We start from the raw sequence: 16,379 nt of genomic DNA on the forward strand, positions 1-16,379 counted from the left end.
ACTTGATTCCATTCTTTCGAGAAACGTTGATATTTATCCACGAAAGGGGATTTTTCTGAAAAACGTTTCCCACATTGGCATACATAACGACGACGTTTATAAAAAAGGACGGTTAATCGTTCAAACCATTTTAAATGATTAATTTTTTGAATTCGATAATCATGGACTTTTGATGTTATATTCTTGCATGCTGGACATTGATGTTCTTTTTTTGGTATGGAAACGTGTAGAACAATACGTTCCCCCATCTCCTCCACCTTATGAACAGTTACACCTTTTAATCCTGGAATATTCATGTTAAAATTCATTTGCACGTATCACCTTTCATTGCTTGTTTCTCGACAATTCAAGTATATAGAAATCGGTGATTACGTGCTTTTTTATTTATGAAATTTTTTTAAACCCCAACAAATATTATAGAGCCACAAAAAAAGACACCCTTTTCTTAAATGCCAACGAATAGATACGAAATGTAACTATTCGTGGCAATTTCGAAAGGATGCCTAATTAAAACTATTCTAGGAAATCTTTTAATCGTTTACTTCTAGATGGATGGCGTAATTTTCTTAACGCCTTTGCTTCGATTTGACGAATTCTTTCTCGTGTTACGCCAAATACTTTCCCTACTTCTTCAAGGGTACGTGTACGTCCATCATCTAAACCGAAACGAAGACGTAAAACATTTTCTTCACGATCAGTTAATGTATCTAAAACATCTTCTAGTTGCTCTTTTAACAACTCGTAAGCTGCGTGATCAGATGGTGATTGCGCTTCATGGTCCTCGATGAAATCACCTAAATGGGAATCGTCTTCTTCCCCGATTGGTGTTTCTAAAGAAACCGGTTCTTGAGCAATTTTTAAAATTTCACGAACTTTCTCAGGGGTTAAATCCATTTCTTCACCAATTTCTTCCGGTGATGGTTCACGACCTAAGTCTTGTAATAATTGTCTTTGAACTCGGATTAATTTATTAATCGTTTCAACCATATGAACTGGAATACGAATTGTTCGCGCTTGGTCCGCAATTGCACGAGTAATTGCTTGTCGAATCCACCAAGTTGCATACGTAGAAAATTTGAACCCTTTACGGTAGTCGAATTTTTCGACTGCCTTGATTAGCCCCATATTTCCTTCTTGGATTAAATCAAGGAATAACATTCCTCGACCAACATAACGTTTAGCAATGGAAACAACTAGACGAAGGTTTGCTTCAGCAAGACGTTTACGAGCATCCTCATCTCCTTGTTCAATACGCTCTGCAAGTTCTATTTCTTCTTCAGCTGTCAGTAGATCAACGCGACCGATTTCTTTCAAATACATACGAACTGGATCGTTAATTTTCACACCAGGAGGAACACTTAAGTCATTTAAATCAAATGCTTCTTCGCTCTCTTCTTGTTTCGCTAAAACTTCATCTTCAAATTCTTCTTTACCTTCAACTTGAATACCATGACTTTTCTCGATATCTTCTGCAAAATGGAAAATTTCTTCGTTTTCCAAATCAAATGGGGCAAGCTTATTCGAAATTTCTTTCATGGAAATTTCGTTATCTTTTTTCGCTATTTGCTGAAGTAATGCTTTTACCTCTTCAACAGATTGCTCATTAATTACCTCTTTTGATTGTTCTGACTTGTCCGCCATAAACCTTCCTCCTTCTAACAACCGAATCGGGTTAAATCGCCGATAATGATTTCTTCAATTGTATGATTGTCTGGGCTAGTTCAAGTGCACGTTTATGTTCGTGCATCTTTTCCGCTTCCAGAGAATCATGAATTAATTTTTTTATTTCAACTTCAATTCGATGTTTTTTTAACTGCTTCAAACAGTCATTAATTTCTGCTTCCGACTGTTCTGGATCATGTTCTACAAGTGCAGCTTCCATCACAATTTTTCTCAACTCAGAGTCATCGAGAATTTCTAAAAATCTTTGATAATCAGCTGTTCCATGTTCCTCATAAAAACCAATTAAACGGACGAACACCGCTGCGTATTCATCCCGGGCAAAAGGTTGAGGATCATCACTTTTTAAAACTTTATCTATCACATCAATATTCATAAGCATATGCGACAATAATAATCGTTCTGCCCGTTCTGTTGCAGATAAAGATTTTTTTTGTTGAAGTTCGATTTGTTTCGTTTGAATATTTCCTTGTTCTGCCCGTTTAAAAGTTTTTGCATTATTCGCTTCTAATTTTCTAAATTGAGCATAAATAGCTTCCTCAGAAATATTTGTTTCACTTGCAATCTGTTTTATATAAAGGTCTCTTTCAATAGGAGAAGAGCGCCCGACGAGTTGCTCAAGCACTTCCTGGATGTATTGCAACACATCATTTTCAAATTGAAAGTTTTTATTTCTTCTCGCATGCATCATCATAAAAGCAATGTATGCATGAGGTTTATCTAAAATTTGCTGTACAAAATTTTCAGGTCCATATTTTCGAATATATTCGTCTGGATCTAATTTATCTGGTAGTACTGCAATTTCTACTTTCAATCGTTCGGAATGTAACATTTCAGAAGCACGTTTGGCTGCTTCCCAACCTGCATTATCACCGTCATAACAAATTATTATTTGCTCACTTAAGCGTTTCAACTTTGTGATGTGCTGTGTGGTTAAGGAAGTTCCCATTGTAGCGACTGCATTGTATACTCCAGCTTGATTGGCAGCAAGGACATCCATAAAACCTTCCATTAAAATAACTTGACGTTTTTTTCGGATAGTTGTTCTTGCCTTGTCCAAATTAAAAAGCACTTGACTTTTATGGAAAATTGGTGATTCAGGACTGTTTAAATATTTCGCCTCATCCACTGAATCGATAATACGACCTGAAAATGCGATTACCTTTCCATTTTCATCACGTATTGGAAACATGATTCGTCCTCTAAAGCGGTCAAAGTAAGTATGGTCACTTTCCTTCTGGATGATGAGTCCACACTCGGCCATTTCTTCTAAAGAAAAGCCTTTTCTTTTTAACAAAACTGAAAGAGTATCCCATGTTGGTAAAGACCAACCTATACCATTCGTTTCGATAAGCTCCTTTGTAAATCCTCTTTTCAAAAGATAATTTAACGCTTGCTCCCCTTCTTCAGTATTCATCAACAAATGATGATAAAAATCGGCAGCAAATTCATGGGCCTCAATCATTTTTTCTTCTTTTTTTGAATAAGATTGGCTTTCTTTTGACATACTATTGCTTTGGATATCTAATTGAATACCAAGTCGATTTCCTAACTTAACGAGGGCATCTGGGAAGGAAATATTTTCAATATCCATAACAAAAGTAATTGCATTACCGCCAGCACCACATCCAAAACAATGAAATATTTGTTTATCTTGAGACACTGAAAACGAAGGTGTATTTTCACCATGAAATGGGCATAATCCGAACCAGTTACGTCCTCTTTTCGTTAACTGCATGTACTCACTTATAACGTCAACTATATCGGACTGGGAACGAATTTGTTCAATCATCTCTTCAGGAATTTTCCCGGTCATTTTATCACCAACTTCAGATGCTAAGTAACACAATTCGAGATAAATTTAAAAAATCCTCTATTTTACGACAAAAATAGTTTATTTTCAAAATAAATCTCGGTTTAAAAATATTTTTACCACAATTTTTTCATTATAAAACAAATAGATGAAAATTTCCACTTTTTTTATAAAAAAACGAAAATATTCATCCTTCGATTGCAGACAAATCAGAAAGATAATACTTTAACTAATATGTATACTACAATCGCGCAAAAAAACCTCCTCCAAAATAGAAGAGGTGGCTAAAAATTTGTATAATTATTTATTTTGTTCGATTCTGTCGATAATATCATTTGCTGTTTCTTCAACAGCTTTATTCGTTACATCAATTACTGAACATCCAATACGTTCTACAACATTATAAAAATGTTCAATTTCTTGCTCGATGCGTGATTGTTTTGCATAAATGGCATCATCATTCAGTCCTAAAGCAATTAAACGCTCTTTTCGTATGACATTTAACTTTTCCGGAGAGATAACTAACCCGAAACATTTTTTCGGATCCACTAAAAATAATTCTTCAGGTGGATTCACTTCCGGTACAAGGGGAACATTCGCCACTTTATATCGTTTATGGGCTAAATATTGAGAAAGTGGTGTTTTTGATGTTCTAGAAACACCGACTAAAACAACATCTGCAAGCAACAATCCTCGGGGATCGCGGCCATCATCGTATTTAACTGCAAACTCAACCGCTTCAATTTTTTTGAAGTAATCATCATCTAATTTATGAACTAATCCAGGTTCCTCAAGGGGCTGTTCCCCGATTTGTTGTTCAAATAAATGAATCATAGGACCAATTAAATCAATACATTCCACTTGTTCATGATGACAAAGATTTATCATAAACTGTCTCATCTTTTCTTCTACAAGTGTAAATACAATAATTGCATTTTGTTCTTTGGCAATTTCAACAATTTTTTCAATATGATCGTTATCTTCTATATGGGGAAACTTTCGAATGAGAGTATTGTCAAAGTTTGGACGGAATTGAGTAATGGCCGCCTTTACAACTTGTTCCCCAGTTTCACCAACGGAATCAGAAACAACGAATACTTTTAATAGTTTCAAAATAGCACTCCTTATAAATCATGGGTTTCTGCTAAAGAGATGAAGGCTTTTGTAATATTTGTCTTCGTTAGTCTTCCGACAATTTCTAAACCTTTATCCGTTTCGTTCACAACAGGAAGTGAGTCAACTTGTCTTTCAATTAACTTTTTTGCAGCCACGATTAATGAATCTGATTTTTTACAATAAGCAATATTCGGCATCCTAGTCATAATAATATGAACTGGAATTTTTGTTAACTCTTGAGTACCAAGACTAGTTCTTAACAAATCTTTTCTTGATAATACACCTTGTAAAAATGAATGTTCATCTACAACAAAAAGTGTACCAACATCCTCTAAAAACAATTGAACAATCGCATCATATACAGTCATGTTTTCCGATACAACAACGGGTAAAGATTGAAAGTCTTTTACCTTTAAATTCATCATCGATTCTGATGCTGTTGTAATCGTCTTCTTACCTGAATAAAAATAACCAACACGTGGTCTAGCATCTAAAAATCCAGCCATAGTTAAAATCGCTAAATCTGGTCGTAGAGTAGCCCGGGTCAAATTTAAACGTTCTGCAATTTGCTCACCTGTGATTGGGCCATTCTCTTTAACGATTTGCAGAATCGTGTCTTGACGTTTATTGAGTTCGATTGGACTCACCCGCTTCAAATAGTGTTATACTTTTACTTAAATATTATATACTATAATGACGAATATTTGTTAAGAAAATACAAGATGCTACAATATTGACACAGTTCTAGTTCGTAGCATAGAATATCATATAGAACTTTATATTAGGCAATGACAGGACAATAAGTATCTTTTCAAAAAAAGCGAGTAGGAGTTTGGTGAAAGCCTGCGCGAAAAGAGAAACGGCACCCTTGAGCCAAACTAGTTAAAAGAGGATTGTTCAATTTTGTAAAAGCGAATGACGACGTTTACGGGCGCTTTACTTCGACCATTGAGGTTGAAAAGAAAGCGTTTATCAGACTAGGAATGAGGAGCCAATCAACCGCAGTGAACAAAATGGTTCATGAGGATTGCATTGGTGACGAATGACGACGTATGCGAGCGCTTTACTTCGACCATTGAGGTTGAAAAGAAAGCGTTTGTCAGACTAGGAATGAGGAGCCAATCAACCGCAGTGAACAAAATGGTTCATGAGGATTGCATTGGTGACGAATGACGACGTATGCGAGCGCTTTACTCCAACCATTGAGGTTGAAAAGAAAGCGTTTGTCAGACTAGGAATGAGGAGCCAATCAACCGCAGTGAACAAAATGGTTCATGAGGATTGCATTGGTGACGAATGACGACGTATGCGAGCGCTTTACTTCAACCGGACAATCAAGCGGGGTGGAACCGCGGGTGTACTATACATATGCACTCGTCCCCGGGCAAAAAGCCCGGAGACGGGTGCTTTTATATTTTCATCAATTAGGAGGAATTACTCATGGCTCAAAAATCTATGGAAACAATCGTAAACTTAGCAAAACATCGTGGTTTCGTTTTCCCAGGATCAGAAATTTACGGTGGTCTTGCAAACACTTGGGATTACGGTCCACTCGGTGTTGAATTGAAAAACAACGTAAAAAAAGCTTGGTGGCAAAAATTCGTGCAGGAATCAGAATATAATGTAGGTCTTGACGCTGCAATTTTAATGAATCCACGTACTTGGGTTGCATCTGGTCACGTTGGTAACTTTAATGATCCAATGATTGATTGTAAATCGTGTAAAGCTCGCCACCGCGCAGACAAATTAATCGAAGAAGCGTCTCTTGAAAAAACTGGCAAAGAGATTATTGTGGACGGTATGAGCTTTGATCAAATGAAAGCAAAAATGGATGAACTTGCTGTTACTTGCCCTGAATGTGGTGCAAATGATTTTACTGAAATTCGCCAATTCAATTTAATGTTTAAAACATTCCAAGGTGTTACAGAAAGTTCGACGAATGAAATTTTCCTACGCCCTGAAACAGCACAAGGGATTTTCGTCAACTTCAAAAACGTACAACGTTCAATGCGTAAACGTACTCCGTTCGGTATTGCGCAAATCGGCAAATCTTTCCGTAATGAAATTACACCTGGTAACTTTACTTTCCGTACACGTGAATTTGAACAAATGGAACTTGAATTCTTCTGTAAACCAGGTGAAGATTTAGAGTGGCAACAATATTGGAAAGAGTTCTGTAAAAATTGGTTATTAAATTTAAGTATGAAGGAAGAAAGCATACGTCTTCGCGACCATGAAGAAGATGAGTTATCCCACTATTCCAATGCAACAACGGATATCGAATTCCGCTTCCCATTCGGCTGGGGTGAACTATGGGGTATTGCCGACCGTACAGATTATGATTTAAAACAGCATATGGAACATTCCGGTGAAGACTTTACTTACATTGATCCAATTACAAATGAACGTTACGTTCCATATTGTATCGAACCATCTTTAGGTGCTGACCGTGTAACATTAGCCTTCTTATGTGATGCTTATGATGAAGAAGAATTAGAAGGTGGCGATTCTCGTACAGTATTACGCTTCCACCCAGCTTTAGCACCATTTAAAGCAGCAGTATTACCTTTATCAAAAAAATTAGCAGACGAAGCTGGAGAAGTTTGGTCCGAGTTACGTAAAGCATTCCCTGTTGATTATGATGAATCCCAATCAATCGGTAAACGTTACCGCCGACAAGATGAAATCGGAACACCATTCTGTATTACTTATGACTTCGATTCAAAAGAAGACGGCCAAGTAACGGTTCGCCATCGTGATAGCATGGAACAAATCCGAATGCCAATAGCAGAAGTTAAAGCATATATCGAAAAACATTTAGAATTTTAAAAACGATGAGCTTATTTCGCTAATTTAGCGAGATAAGCTCTTTTTTTTCTATATACTATAATTTTTTCTATATAACCCAATAAATGTATAAAAACACATATTCCACCCAATAATGGATATGTGTTTTTACTTTTGTTCATTTTATTTTTTCAATCTTTCATTTGTAAGAATATTTCGATTATAATGATAGGAAAAGAGGTGGGATTGATGTTATTTCAAACTTTATTTAAAAAACAAAAACCAATCAATATTGAAAAAAATGCCAGCGAAAAACTATTAGTCATTGTTAACGAATTATTAAATAAAGAATTGCCTGAGCATCAATCACATCACCATATTTTATTTACAGCAAACGTAAAGCTAGATACGTTAAAGAATGTCTTAAATCAACATCGAAGCCGATGTCAATTGGAACATAAAGTTGGACAATATCATATGGAAATGTATGATCAAATACGAAAACAAATCAGTGATTTGCAAAGTTTAGTGGACTGTTATACAGAACTTCATATTGATATGACCCATATGAATCATCGTTTACTCTTTTATTACGATAAAATTAACTATTTATACGAAAATTATTTACATCTACGAGATGGAACATTTTTGAGCGAAGCCAATCCATCATTTTGGAAAGCTATTAAGGAAGATACATTAGAAGTCGTTCGAAATATTTTATAACGATTATTCTGTCGTTTCCTCATTATGTTTATTTCTACTCAGTAATGGGGTTCTTTCTAATTGCTCAATAAACGACCTGGATTTTAACCGAATTCCCGTTTGTTCCTCGTATATAGTTGAAACAATTTTTTTAATAAACTGTTTTGTCCCCTTTTTTAAATCTAGTTTGCCAATTTGATCAATAGGTACCGAATAAAACATTCGGATTAATTTTAACTGGGTTGGCGTTAATCGAATGATGTAAGGGTCGAGATGGAAGCAACGATGACATAAATAGCCTCCTTGGGCAAAGGAAAAGGCAAATTCCCCTTCAATTGCTCCACACGATGCACAGGCATGTAACATCGGTTGAACACCTGTATAAGGTAGAAGCTTCCAATCAACAAATAAAGCGATGGCCTCAGGATCATACTCCTCCTCTATGGCATGAAGAGCTTGTTGTAACACTTCAAAGGCAAAAGGTTCCGGACTTCCCTCTTCGACAATTCGATCGAGAAGCTCAACAATATAGCTAGCATAGGCTGTTGCAACAATATCCGTTTGGATATGGCGCATGGAGGCTAAATGTTCCCCTTGTTGTAACGTTCCCATTCCCGAACCTCTTTGTACAACATATACCCCATGCATAAAAGTTTGAGTAATCCCAGCTAAACGACTCGTTGGTTTTTTTGCTCCTCTAGCCATCACCGTCACTTTACCTGCTTCCCTCGTCATAATTGTTACGATTTTATTGGATTCTCCATAGGATCTCGATTTTAAAACAATGCCTTCCCATTTATTTAGCATTGCCGCACTTCCTTCTACGTTTTTCTATTTCTATTATACATAAAAAGAACGCCTACATAATTGTAAGCATTCTTTTCGGTAATTAATATTCATCTTCGCGATAACCAAAATCACGTAAGTGGGTTGATTTATTTCGCCAATCCTTTTGTACTTTTACCCAGAGCTCTAAATACACTTTTGAGCCTAAAAGCATTTCAATATCTTTACGAGCAAGGGTTCCAACCTCTTTTAATAAGGCGCCCCGTTTACCGATAACAATTCCTTTTTGCGAATCCCGTTCAACCATAATCGTCGCTTGAACGCGAATCATATGTTCGTTTTCTTCATCCCGCTTAATTTTGTCGATCACAACAGCGATAGAATGGGGAATTTCTTCCCTTGTTAAATGAAGAACTTTTTCCCGTATGAGCTCGGAAATAATAAATCGTTCTGGATGATCTGTCACTTGATCTGCAGGATAGTACTGAGGACCATCCGGTAAATAGTTCTCAATCGTTACTAATAAATTATCTACATTATTACCTTGTAATGCCGAGATTGGTATGATTTCAGCGAATGGAAATTTCCCTTTATACGTTTCAATAATATTCACCAATTCATCAGGATGAATTTGGTCTATTTTATTAACGACTAAAAATACAGGGGTTTTTGTTCCCTCTAGTAACTCAAGAATAAATTCATCGCCTTTTCCTAAACCTTGTTCAGCATTCACCATAAACATAATGAGATCTACTTCACGCAAAGTATTTTTTGATACTTTGATCATGAATTCCCCTAATTTATGTTTCGGCTTATGGATACCTGGTGTATCGATAAATATCATTTGAGACTGGTCTCGGGTTAGTACACCTTGAATTTTATTTCTAGTTGTTTGAGGCTTATCTGACATAATGGCGATTTTTTGGCCAATTACGCGATTTAAAAAAGTGGATTTCCCTACATTAGGTCGACCGATGATCGAAATAAATCCTGATTTGTAACTATTGTTGTTTTCCTGCATGTTCTAAATCCTCCGGTGTAAAGGCGCCTGGTAATAGCTCGCCCACTGTCGTTTGTTGTATATCCCCTTTTAAATTCGTTAAATAAACAGGCATATCTGGTGCACAAAACTCAGAAATGACTTGTCTACACGCTCCACATGGGGAACATGGTCCCTCTGTATCGCCTACAACGGCAAGCGCTTTAAAATTTTTCACACCTTCAGAAACCGCTTTGAAAATCGCTGTACGTTCAGCACAGTTCGCTAAACCATAACTCGAATTTTCAATGTTACAGCCTTGATATACTGTTCCATCTTCCGCTAATAGGGCAGCACCTACTTGAAATTTTGAATAAGGTACATACGCTTTCTCTCTTGCTAATTTTGATTGCTCTATTAATTGATTCATATTCACTGTCATATTCCCCAACTCCTTAATATTTCTTTCTTAAAACCATTTTGGTAGAAAAATGAGTAATCCGATTATAACACTTGCCACCGCAAAAACAAGTACTGCCCCTGCGGCTACATCCTTCGCCTGTTTTGCTAAAGGATGATATTCGGGAGAAGCTAAATTCACGACGGCCTCAATTGCTGTATTTATCATTTCTGAACCGATGACCAGTGCTATCGTAATAATTAAAACAAGCCACTCTGTTATCGATATCCCCGTTAACACTCCAGCTATAACGACTATTACTGCACTAAATAAATGAATACGCATATTTTGTTCTTTTAACGATGTGCATATGCCAACTAAAGCATATCCAAAGGATTTAATGAGCTTAAGAACGTCCATTAAAATCACGGCCTAAGCCAAAAGAAGATAAAATGTCATCTTGTTTCCCAAACATTACTTTCTCATCCTCTTCTGTCATATGATCGTAGCCTAAAAGGTGTAAAAATCCATGAACTGCTAAAAATCCAAGTTCCCGTTCAAAGGAGTGACCGTATTCCTCAGCTTGTTCTTTCGTTCTATCTGTCGAAATAATGATGTCCCCTAAAATACGAGGGATCCCTTCTCCTTGAATCGCTACTTCCCCTTCACCTAATTCTTCAAGGGCAAAGGAAATAACGTCCGTAGGCTGGTCTTTATCACGATATTCCCGGTTAATTTCATGGATTGCCTCATTTGTAACAAAGGTAACCGAAACTTCACTTCCCTCTTCAATATTTAAAGTGTTTGCAGCATGTTGAAGTAGCTTTTCAACTAGTTCAATATGTTCTTCTTGCACTTCATTTGTTTCATCTAAAAAATCAATATTAAGCATGGAATCCTCCTATAATTATCCTTCTTTTGGATATTCAATCCTTGAATGGAATATCCCATTTAATGTCTCACATAATACTTCTTCAATTTTCTTTAATTCTTTAAGAGAGACATCACATTCATCAAATTGATGCTCTTGTACACGACTTTGAATAATGGAATGGACAAGTTGTTGTACTTTTTCCATACTCGGTTGTTTCATGGAACGTACAGCCGCTTCTACACTATCCGCAATATTAATAACTGCGGCTTCCTTCGTTTGAGGTTTTGGACCAGGATAACTAAACGCTGCTTCGTCAACCTCTTTCCCTTCATCCTTCGCTTTATGTAAGAAGAATTTTAAGGTACTTGTCCCGTGGTGCTGTAGGGCAATATCTACAATTTCTTTCGGCATTTTATGCTTTTTCAACAAAGCTGCCCCATCCGACGTATGGGAAATGATAATTTCCGCGCTTCTTTCGGGTGGCAATGAATCATGGGGATTAATTCCTGACATTTGATTTTCAATGAAAAATGCCGGTCTTCTCGTCTTCCCAATATCATGATAGTAACATGCAACACGGGCTAGTAAACCATCCGCTCCAATTGCTTCACAAGCAGCTTCCGCAAGATTGGCCACCATCACACTATGGTGGTAAGTTCCTGGTGTTTCTGTTAGCAATTTTTTCAACAACGGATGATTTGGATTCGATAATTCGATTAATCTCATTGTCGACAATAATCCTAAGGCTGATTCAAAGAAAGGTAATAATCCCATCGTTAATGCACCTGATAAAACTGCAGAAGTAATGCCCGCAATGGCATAAAATAATAATTCTACCAGCTCATAATCTGATTGGGACATGAGTAAATAAAAGGCAATAAATAAGAAATTACTTACTAATACAATGCCGCATGCTTTTAATAAATGGGATCTTTTCTCCATGCTCCTCATAAAGAATACACTTGATAATCCACCAAAAATAATATACAGTGCTATATCCATTTGTAAAACTGCTGCGTACCCTTCGTGGAACAATATTCCGGCAGAAGCTGCTGTTAATACGGTTACTAATATCGCCGCCCTTTCATTTGCTAACAACCTTACAAGCATTGTAGCAAGGGCTGTTGGATATAAAAAGGCAATCGTCATATCAAATTGGTCTGATAACAAACTAAGCAACTTCATTAATATAATTGAAATCGAATAAACAATAGCCGTTACAAATAAAGCTTTCCTTCTTTTTTCTAAATCCGTTTTCGAACGGTCAAAAAGGATATACATAAAAGCCATTTGCAAAACAATAAAGATGAAAAGGCCTAGAACCGGTTTTGTTGATGTATGGCTATTCAATAAACCTAAAAGTTCCAATTGACGATAAACTTCCCGATCAATCAATTCCCCTTCTTGAACAATGATTTGTCCTTGTAAAATTCTTGTTGGCTCAACTTCTTCACGGGCTTGTAAAATTAGCTCTTCTGTTCGCTCCTCATCCAATACTTCTGTTTCGACAATTGCCGCTCGTCCAATTACCGCAAGTACGCTGAATAAATTTTCATCCAATGTATCATTTTGACGAATTCTTGATTCAATTTCATTCCGTACTTGAGCTACATCATCTGTACGAATCGGCTCTTTCAATGTTGTTTCAACTAAATTAACAAGAAATGTTTTCGCAGTTGCAATACTCGCATCATTTGCTGTTAAAAGCGATTGTAATTGACTGTCGGTAAAATTAAGTTGGGATTGACTATCTGTAATATCCTTTAATTTATCTTGAAGTTGATGAACTTGATTTTCTATCGGCACTTCTTCTTTACTAGCACTTATGTCTTTTCGTACATCCAAAAGAATGTCAAAAATAGAAGTGACTAAAGAAGAACGATTATGTGCCGTTTCATCATTAAATACGTAAACAGGTTCTACAGCGTTTTCGGCATTATCTCTTTCCTGCTCCGTTTTTACTGTATCTTCTACCGTTTTGACTGCACGTATTGTCTCTGGTGCAAGTTGAAAAGCTTGGATATCATATGTAGTACCTCGAATATTACCGAGCATTAAAAAGAATTGTAGAATACCAGTGACAATTAAAACAACGATTAATAAAGTCCGAAAACTTATTATATTCAGCAATTTATTAAAGTGCTTTTCCACCTGCGCACCTCCAAAGGTCTTTCTCTATGTATAGTTTACCAATTTATGAATATAATTTCATGAAAAGTTACTAGAAATAAAAAATGTGCACGATTTATCGTACACATTTTTAGAGCTATACAATAATCCGGTATTAAACTTATCTTTATTATAACTCCTGATCTGTGTAAGCTTGGATAATTTTCGCCACAAGCGGATGACGGACTACGTCTCCAGCCTCTAACGTTTTAAACTGTATATCCTTTAAAAATTTTAATGAACGTTCTGCAATGATTAAACCTGACTCCGTATTTTTTGGTAAATCAATTTGTGTTTTATCTCCGGTAATAACCATTTTAGAACCAAATCCAAGTCTTGTTAAAAACATTTTCATTTGCATATGGGTTGTATTTTGCGCCTCATCTAATATAACAAAGGCGTCATCTAAAGTACGACCACGCATATAAGCTAAAGGTGCAATTTCAATTGTTCCCCGTTCAATTAAACGTTGGGTTTGTTCTTGACCATATATGTCATGTAGTGCATCATACAATGGTCGAAGATAAGGATCAACCTTTTCCTTTAAATCCCCTGGTAAAAACCCTAATGATTCTCCGGCTTCTACTGCAGGTCTTGTTAAAATAATGCGTTTAACATGACCGTTTTTTAAGCTTTGCGTTGCCATAACAACGGCTAAATAGGTTTTCCCAGTACCAGCAGGACCAATACCAAACACGAGGTCATGATGACGAATCGCTTTTATGTACTCGCGTTGACCGATTGTTTTTGCTCGGATAGGTTTCCCTTTAAAGTTTCTCGCTATTTCCTCTTCATATAATTCAGCAAAATATTCAATTGTCCCTTTATTCACCATTTCGATTGCAGTAGCCACATCCCGCAAATCAATATTAACCCCTTTTCGAATTACTCTTAATAGGGCAATTAATAAATCCTTTACTTGCTGTTTCGGAAGTTCTTCCCCGGCAATTTGAATTACTTCACCACGGGTAATAATGCGTACTTGAAATGTTTCTTCAATGAGCTTAATATTTGCATCGGACATTCCTAGTAACATTACTGCTTCATTTGGATTTTCTACTTGCAATTCTGATAATTGTTCTGACATAAATCAATCTCCTTGGTCAATTGGGTAGTTTTCCGCAATGTTTTCATTTACCAAAAATAGGACTTTCCCTTTCACTTTATCATCATCGAATGTAACGTGCAAAATGTTTTCCTTTTTGATAATTGTTTTTGGAGGTAAAGATTTTAAGATTTTTTCGTGCAGTAGTGGCAAAATAAACGATTCGATTCGTTCTTCTGTAATCTCTTCCGTTACAGTGATGTACTTTTGAGTCCTTTTGATTTCGATAAATTTTGAAAGCCACTCCGGTAAATCGATCTTTTGAAATGATTTTCCCTGCTCCTTTTTATCATTATTCATTTTGAAATCAATCGTCCACTCTCGACTACTAGCTGAGATGAGTTGTAATTCCTTTGGAATCGAAAATTCCGTTTCTAACCAGTAGTCTGCATACACTTCCCCAGAAGCTCCTACTACAACCGATTTATCTCCAACTGATATAACCCCTGATACAAGTGTATCCCCTTTATATACAGTTGTATTCGGTAATACACGACGTTCTCCACTAGAAATTTCAAAATGAGTAATTACACCACTTTTTGCTGCAATTAAATGATTTTTCCCTTCATTTATATTGTCTCTATTATCGGTAATCGGTGCAAGTTGTGGAACAATCGTCATACTACTACCTGTTTTTAATATATGCACCCAAGATAAATCTCTTAACTCTTCCATTATAGTTTGTCTAATTTCGAAATCCGATTCCACTTTTCCCCTTAATGTAGGCTTGGCGAGGGATAATTTTTCATTTACGATTTTTTCTACGGCAACTCGGACTTCAGGTATATCTGATTGCACCTCCACCTTCCAAACAAACTGGGAGGCAACAATTGGGATACAAATTAGTAGCAGTAAACCAATAGCTGTCCAACTATTTTTTTGAAAAATTCTAGAAACTTGTAAATATTGGATTTTCACTTTAACACGGTACTTTTTCCTAATCGTACGTACTATATTGATATCTTTCCTTGTAATTTCAAAACGAATTTCATTGTCTAAATGGGTTACATTCTTTATTTTTACACCTTTCGAATGTAAATTTTGAATGAAGGCATGGGCCGCATTGTTACGTGTTATACGAATTTCAACAGGACGATTATCAAACTTTTTCATAATCGTTCACCTGCCTTTTCATTTCAATTGATAATAAATTTTCAACATGTATAATAAATTCTTCCTCTTTTAATACATCTATATGTACGCGATTTGCTTTTATTAAAATTGAAAAATCTTCATATAAAAAGGAACAATGCTGTTCAGACGCTTCAATAAATTTATATGTTCCAATCAACCTTAATTGGCTGTTATTTACGATTTCAATTAATGGATCTTTTTGGAATAATTTTTTCAATTAAAAATGCCCCCCTTTCGCAAAAGTATATGCTTTGAAAAAGGGGGGCATGTATAGATTCCTTTTGTTTCTTACAAATTACTGCAAAACTTCAAACAATTAGGAATGTTGCTTTGCCTTTGGCGGTCCTAAAATTTCTGATGTAATAATCGCCTGAACTAACGCTTCTCTATTCGTAGGGACAAAGTTTCCAATTTCTCTTTGTTTCATTTTCCCTTTAGTATTTTTCACCCTCGTTATACTTGATGACCGATTGGAACGATTTGCATCAAGGGATGGTCTTGCATTTTTTGTTACAGGTTTCGATAAATCCTTTTCTATTTTTGTTGCTCTTCTGGCTACTTCTTGAGCAGATTTCTCCATGGAACGCTGGGGTGTTCTTGTAGCAGTTTTATCATTTAATTGTTGAAACACTTCACTCGCAAAATCTTCCAACGATTTTCTCGTTTCCCTACGTTCTACTTTATTAGAAGTTTGGGATTTTTGAGTCGTTTGTTTATTATTAAAAGGTGGCATTGGTTTTTGTTCTTTCTTTTCTTTACCACCAAATAAAGAACTAACAATAAAAATGACCACCATGAGAATAATGCCTTCCATTAACTAAACACTCCTCTCTT

The 16,379-nt window shown here is 36.1% G+C and carries 17 protein-coding genes; 2 read left to right on the forward strand and 15 right to left on the reverse strand.

Features of this window, described 5'->3' with window-relative positions; genetic code table 11:
- The 5 genes from EC501_RS05710 to ccpN all read right to left on the reverse strand — a co-directional run.
- A partial coding sequence (locus EC501_RS05710; RefSeq protein WP_148037799.1) for a transposase family protein occupies window positions 1-308 on the reverse strand: 308 nt, incomplete at its 3' end.
- A 205-nt stretch (window positions 309-513) separates the two neighbouring features.
- Window positions 514-1,641 (reverse strand): RNA polymerase sigma factor RpoD, encoded by a 1,128-nt coding sequence (gene rpoD / locus EC501_RS05715; RefSeq protein ID WP_122971335.1) that lies wholly within the window; start codon window positions 1,639-1,641, stop codon window positions 514-516.
- 31 nt (window positions 1,642-1,672) lie between these two features.
- Window positions 1,673-3,496 carry a DNA primase gene (gene dnaG, locus EC501_RS05720; protein WP_122971336.1) on the reverse strand — a complete coding sequence of 608 codons (1,824 nt, stop codon included), beginning with the start codon at window positions 3,494-3,496 and terminating at the stop codon, window positions 1,673-1,675.
- Window positions 3,497-3,793: 297 nt separating this feature from the next.
- The gene (locus EC501_RS05725; RefSeq protein ID WP_122971337.1) at window positions 3,794-4,606 is read right to left on the reverse strand and encodes a pyruvate, water dikinase regulatory protein; all 813 of its coding nucleotides are present in this window, start codon (window positions 4,604-4,606) and stop codon (window positions 3,794-3,796) included.
- Between the two features lie 11 nt (window positions 4,607-4,617).
- A complete protein-coding gene (gene ccpN / locus EC501_RS05730) occupies window positions 4,618-5,256 on the reverse strand; it encodes a transcriptional regulator CcpN (RefSeq protein ID WP_122971414.1) in 639 nt (212 codons plus the stop codon).
- A 793-nt stretch (window positions 5,257-6,049) separates the two neighbouring features.
- Here ccpN and EC501_RS05735 point away from each other — a divergent pair.
- Together EC501_RS05735 and EC501_RS05740 are read left to right on the forward strand one after the other, a co-directional pair.
- The gene (locus EC501_RS05735; protein WP_122971338.1) at window positions 6,050-7,438 is read left to right on the forward strand and encodes a glycine--tRNA ligase; all 1,389 of its coding nucleotides are present in this window, start codon (window positions 6,050-6,052) and stop codon (window positions 7,436-7,438) included.
- Between the two features lie 207 nt (window positions 7,439-7,645).
- Window positions 7,646-8,119: a hypothetical protein gene (locus tag EC501_RS05740; protein ID WP_122971339.1), complete on the forward strand. Its 474-nt coding sequence runs from the start codon at window positions 7,646-7,648 to the stop codon at window positions 8,117-8,119.
- 3 nt (window positions 8,120-8,122) lie between these two features.
- Here the strand turns inward: EC501_RS05740 and recO are convergent, their stop codons facing one another.
- The 10 genes from recO to EC501_RS05790 all read right to left on the reverse strand — a co-directional run bounded on the left by recO (window position 8,123) and on the right by EC501_RS05790 (window position 16,359).
- On the reverse strand, window positions 8,123-8,905 hold the full coding sequence (gene recO, locus EC501_RS05745) for a DNA repair protein RecO (protein WP_122971340.1): 783 nt from the start codon (window positions 8,903-8,905) through the stop codon (window positions 8,123-8,125).
- An 82-nt stretch (window positions 8,906-8,987) separates the two neighbouring features.
- Window positions 8,988-9,905, reverse strand: a complete 918-nt coding sequence (gene era, locus EC501_RS05750) for a GTPase Era (RefSeq protein WP_122971341.1) — start codon at window positions 9,903-9,905, stop codon at window positions 8,988-8,990.
- Entirely contained in the window at window positions 9,886-10,305 is a 420-nt protein-coding gene (locus tag EC501_RS05755) for a cytidine deaminase (protein ID WP_174232655.1), read from the reverse strand. Before EC501_RS05755 ends, era begins: the two co-directional genes overlap by 20 nt.
- A 27-nt stretch (window positions 10,306-10,332) precedes the next feature.
- Window positions 10,333-10,683, reverse strand: a complete 351-nt coding sequence (locus tag EC501_RS05760; protein WP_122971342.1) for a diacylglycerol kinase family protein — start codon at window positions 10,681-10,683, stop codon at window positions 10,333-10,335.
- Window positions 10,670-11,155 (reverse strand): rRNA maturation RNase YbeY, encoded by a 486-nt coding sequence (ybeY, locus tag EC501_RS05765; RefSeq protein WP_122971343.1) that lies wholly within the window; start codon window positions 11,153-11,155, stop codon window positions 10,670-10,672. The genes EC501_RS05760 and ybeY overlap by 14 nt, the downstream gene beginning before the upstream one ends.
- A gap of 15 nt (window positions 11,156-11,170) precedes the next feature.
- Complete coding sequence (locus tag EC501_RS05770; protein ID WP_122971344.1) at window positions 11,171-13,288, reverse strand: HD family phosphohydrolase; 2,118 nt, start codon at window positions 13,286-13,288, stop codon at window positions 11,171-11,173.
- Window positions 13,289-13,436: 148 nt separating this feature from the next.
- Window positions 13,437-14,393 (reverse strand): PhoH family protein, encoded by a 957-nt coding sequence (locus tag EC501_RS05775; protein ID WP_122971345.1) that lies wholly within the window; start codon window positions 14,391-14,393, stop codon window positions 13,437-13,439.
- 3 nt (window positions 14,394-14,396) lie between these two features.
- The gene (locus EC501_RS05780) at window positions 14,397-15,524 is read right to left on the reverse strand and encodes a sporulation protein YqfD (protein ID WP_122971346.1); all 1,128 of its coding nucleotides are present in this window, start codon (window positions 15,522-15,524) and stop codon (window positions 14,397-14,399) included.
- A complete protein-coding gene (locus EC501_RS05785) occupies window positions 15,511-15,762 on the reverse strand; it encodes a hypothetical protein (protein ID WP_122971347.1) in 252 nt (83 codons plus the stop codon). The genes EC501_RS05780 and EC501_RS05785 overlap by 14 nt, the downstream gene beginning before the upstream one ends.
- Window positions 15,763-15,861: 99 nt before the next feature.
- Entirely contained in the window at window positions 15,862-16,359 is a 498-nt protein-coding gene (locus tag EC501_RS05790; protein ID WP_122971348.1) for a hypothetical protein, read from the reverse strand.
- Window positions 16,360-16,379 lie beyond the last annotated feature (20 nt).

The sequence above is a fragment of the Lysinibacillus halotolerans genome (assembly GCF_003711845.1).
Classification (GTDB): Bacteria; Bacillota; Bacilli; order Bacillales_A; family Planococcaceae; genus Ureibacillus; species Ureibacillus halotolerans.

Excerpts from the sequence above, each read along its gene's own strand:
- EC501_RS05735 (WP_122971338.1), top strand. The coding sequence starts at position 6,050 with ATGGCTCAAAAATCTATGGAAACAATCGTAAACTTAGCAAAACATCGT.
- dnaG (WP_122971336.1), bottom strand. The coding sequence starts at position 3,496 with ATGACCGGGAAAATTCCTGAAGAGATGATTGAACAAATTCGTTCCCAG.
- recO (WP_122971340.1), bottom strand. The coding sequence starts at position 8,905 with ATGCTAAATAAATGGGAAGGCATTGTTTTAAAATCGAGATCCTATGGA.
- EC501_RS05760 (WP_122971342.1), bottom strand. The coding sequence starts at position 10,683 with ATGGACGTTCTTAAGCTCATTAAATCCTTTGGATATGCTTTAGTTGGC.
- era (WP_122971341.1), bottom strand. The coding sequence starts at position 9,905 with ATGCAGGAAAACAACAATAGTTACAAATCAGGATTTATTTCGATCATC.
- EC501_RS05755 (WP_174232655.1), bottom strand. The coding sequence starts at position 10,305 with ATGACAGTGAATATGAATCAATTAATAGAGCAATCAAAATTAGCAAGA.
- EC501_RS05780 (WP_122971346.1), bottom strand. The coding sequence starts at position 15,524 with ATGAAAAAGTTTGATAATCGTCCTGTTGAAATTCGTATAACACGTAAC.
- EC501_RS05775 (WP_122971345.1), bottom strand. The coding sequence starts at position 14,393 with ATGTCAGAACAATTATCAGAATTGCAAGTAGAAAATCCAAATGAAGCA.
- EC501_RS05740 (WP_122971339.1), top strand. The coding sequence starts at position 7,646 with ATGTTATTTCAAACTTTATTTAAAAAACAAAAACCAATCAATATTGAA.
- rpoD (WP_122971335.1), bottom strand. The coding sequence starts at position 1,641 with ATGGCGGACAAGTCAGAACAATCAAAAGAGGTAATTAATGAGCAATCT.
- ybeY (WP_122971343.1), bottom strand. The coding sequence starts at position 11,155 with ATGCTTAATATTGATTTTTTAGATGAAACAAATGAAGTGCAAGAAGAA.
- EC501_RS05790 (WP_122971348.1), bottom strand. The coding sequence starts at position 16,359 with ATGGAAGGCATTATTCTCATGGTGGTCATTTTTATTGTTAGTTCTTTA.